The 2,755-nt window shown below is 66.0% G+C and carries 4 protein-coding genes and 1 pseudogene; 2 read left to right on the forward strand and 3 right to left on the reverse strand.

The window, feature by feature from the left end; genetic code table 11:
- Positions 1–303, forward strand: a pseudogene (locus ACFWJO_RS37625) (RraA family protein); the annotation flags it as partial.
- Positions 304–305: 2 nt separating this feature from the next.
- Here the strand turns inward: ACFWJO_RS37625 and ACFWJO_RS37630 are convergent.
- Both ACFWJO_RS37630 and ACFWJO_RS37635 read right to left on the reverse strand, forming a co-directional pair.
- Positions 306–1,061, reverse strand: coding sequence for a helix-turn-helix domain-containing protein (locus ACFWJO_RS37630; RefSeq protein WP_386872624.1), 756 nt, complete (start codon positions 1,059–1,061; stop codon positions 306–308).
- Positions 1,058–1,549, reverse strand: a complete 492-nt coding sequence (locus tag ACFWJO_RS37635; protein WP_386872625.1) for a hypothetical protein — start codon at positions 1,547–1,549, stop codon at positions 1,058–1,060. Before ACFWJO_RS37635 ends, ACFWJO_RS37630 begins: the two co-directional genes overlap by 4 nt.
- 400 nt (positions 1,550–1,949) lie before the next feature.
- Here ACFWJO_RS37635 and ACFWJO_RS37640 point away from each other — a divergent pair, with 400 nt between their 5' ends.
- On the forward strand, positions 1,950–2,567 hold the full coding sequence (locus tag ACFWJO_RS37640; protein WP_386872627.1) for a TetR/AcrR family transcriptional regulator: 618 nt from the start codon (positions 1,950–1,952) through the stop codon (positions 2,565–2,567).
- Here ACFWJO_RS37640 and ACFWJO_RS37645 read toward each other — a convergent pair.
- The coding region (locus ACFWJO_RS37645; RefSeq protein ID WP_386872629.1) for a DUF6510 family protein at positions 2,537–2,755 on the reverse strand (219 nt) is incomplete at its 5' end. The two genes, ACFWJO_RS37640 and ACFWJO_RS37645, sit on opposite strands and share 31 nt — an antisense overlap.

Below are 2,755 nucleotides of genomic sequence, written 5' to 3' on the forward strand. Positions count from 1 at the left end.
CGCCTTCGCGACTTCGACGAACTGGCCGCGGAACCGTTCGCCGCATGGTGCTCGGGAGAGGCCGTCGCCTGGGGTGGAGCAGTGGTCACGCCGTTTCAGGCAAATATTCCCGTCGTCATCGAAGGAGTGGGCATCTATCCGGGCCAGTACATCTTCTGCGACTCATCGGGAGCCGTCGTCATCCCCGACAGCGACATCGACGAAGTGCTTGAGACCGCCCATCAGGTCCGTGCCGACGACAGCGCGTCCCGTGACCTGATCGCGCGGGAAGGTCGCAACGAAGGCTTGACGCGCGAGCGGTGACCTCACGGTCCCGGTGGTGTGGTGTTGTTGCGCCATTGGCGGGGTGTGGTGCCGAATTCTTCGCGGAAGATGCGGCTGAAGTGGCTGGCGGAGACGAACCCGTGCTGTTGGGCGAGGATGCCGATGGGGACGTCGATGGTGGCCGGTGCGGTCAGGGCGTCGCGGACGCGACGCAGGCGCTGGGACTGGATCAGCTGCGCGAGCCTGATGTCCGCGCGGGACATCTCTGCGTAGAGCAGACGCTCGGACACGTGCAGGTCCTTCGCGATCCGGGCGGCTCCGAGACCGGGGTCGGTGAGGTTGTCGAGCACGTAGGTGACGATCTGCTCGGCCAGCGGATACCGGGTCGTGGCGCGGTCGGGAGTGAGGGCGCTGAGCAGGGTGACTTTCAGCAGGTCGGCGACGGGCGCGAACACGTCCACCTCGTCGCGAAGGCTGAGTTCGGAGTCCATCACGCCCCCGAGCACGGACCGCAGCAGCGCCGCCAGCGAGGTCCGCTCCTGCAGGTCCACACCCGAGACCTCAGCGACCTGATCCGCCGTCAACCCCACCACACCCAACGGCACCTCGACAATCATGCGATCGGCATCCTCGGTGGGCATCGCGCTCTCCACCGTCGAGCGGGGGACAACGACGATGCTCCCGGGGGTCAGCTCGGTGTCCCGCCCCTGCAGCGACAGGACCGAGGCGTTCCGACGCTGGTAGATGACTAACAGGTAGTCCTCGCTGCGACCACGGGGAGAGCTGACCGTCGTCACAGGACTGCTTCCTCGATCAGCTCATAGATGTTCGCCCGGCGGAGGTCGCTGGCGTGAAAGACGAGCCCGTCGCCCCGGTGCGGTGGCTGCTCCGCGACATGCCGCACGCGCGCGGCGGCGAGATCTCGCTCGGTCGGCGACATCACCACGACTCCAATCACGGTCGTGTCCGCGCCGACGAGATTGGTGGCGCTCCTGCTCACCTCACCGACTACGCCCGTCGCCAACCTGTGTACTCGGGCCCGAGACATCGTGCCGGCACCGTCGAACGCCACCACCACCGTTCCGGGCCGAACGATGTGCAGCGCGGCGGTCACCTCATGCTCGATACGCGAGGCCAACGCCCGTCGAGCCCGGATGCCCAGGCCCCTACGAAACCGATAGGCCGCCACGACCAGGCGCTCGTCCTCAGCCACCCGCTCCGCAAGAGGCGAGGGAACGAGCATCAGAAACTCTTGCGCGTCACCGAGCTTGACCGGCAGGTCCACCGAACGCCCCTCTCCTGCGGAGCGCGCAACGTTCTCGACGGGCGCGCGTGGGCAGCCGCACCGAGCCCTCGGCTCGGACTTTCTCGCGCACACGGAAGATCCGTGAGCCGCGTGGCTTCCCGCACATCATGACCACTAGCCTACGACGACAGAAAAGGACTCGCCAGACCAAAGTATGAGCGGGACGTCGATTGACGAGAGGTGTAGCAGGTCTGAAAAGCAGGACGCTTGGATCGCCATAGGTGTTTCGGATCGACTTGGATAAGGACTCCGAGGTCCATTATTGTGAAGGTGTGAGATGCGAGCGTCCCGCTCCGCTGGACTTCACTGGGCCGGCCGGGCTGGCATCGCGTGACGGACGACTTCGAGTCCTGCGGACGGAGGAGACTACCCTGGAGGCGTGACTGCCGACGGAACGAGTGCGCGCCGGTTGACGCCGAAAGGGGCGGCAACGAGGGCGCGTATCGTCGACGCAGCGAACCAGTTGATGTATGAGCGAGGCGTTGCGGCGACGACCCTCGCCGACGTCCGAGCCGCCAGCGCGACATCGAAGTCTCAGGTTTATCAGCACTTCGCCGACAAGGACGCACTCGTGAAGGAAGTCATCGAGACCCGGGCGGAGGACGTCCTGACGCAGCAGCGCCGGCGCCTTCGACGCGTGGAATCCCTACGCGGGTTCGAGCTGTGGCGGGATGAACTCGTCGAACGCAACGCGCTACGCGACGGCGCGTACGGGTGCCCGCTCGGGTCTCTGGCGAACGAGATCGCAGACCACAATGAGGATGCCCGCCGGGCGATCGCTGCCCACTTCGATGATGCCGTGGAGAGGCTGAAGACACGCAGCGTGTTGCGCAGCGATGCGGACTCGCGAGCGCTTGCCATTGGGCTGCTATCGGCACTGCAGGGAGGTTATCTTCTGGCGAAGGCGAGTCGAGATGTTTATCCGATGCGTGCCGCTCTCGACATGGCTATCGCACAGCTCAGGGCCTACGCGACTGAGACCGACTCCTCAGCCTGATCCCGCCTCATCGCGAACGCGGTCATCCCCGCGAAGCTGAGGAAGAGGCGTTCACCGGCGTCGATGATCGTCGCCAGCACGTGGCTGCACGTCTTGCAGCGTACGACCAGCCCCGGGGCGTCCGGATACACGATTGCCTCGCCAAGGGGCGCGACGCGCCCGCAGCCTCCGCACCGTCCTTCGATCAT

Origin of the sequence: Streptomyces sp. NPDC127092 (genome assembly GCF_042722475.1) — a bacterium.
Lineage (GTDB): Bacteria > Actinomycetota > Actinomycetes > Streptomycetales > Streptomycetaceae > Streptomyces.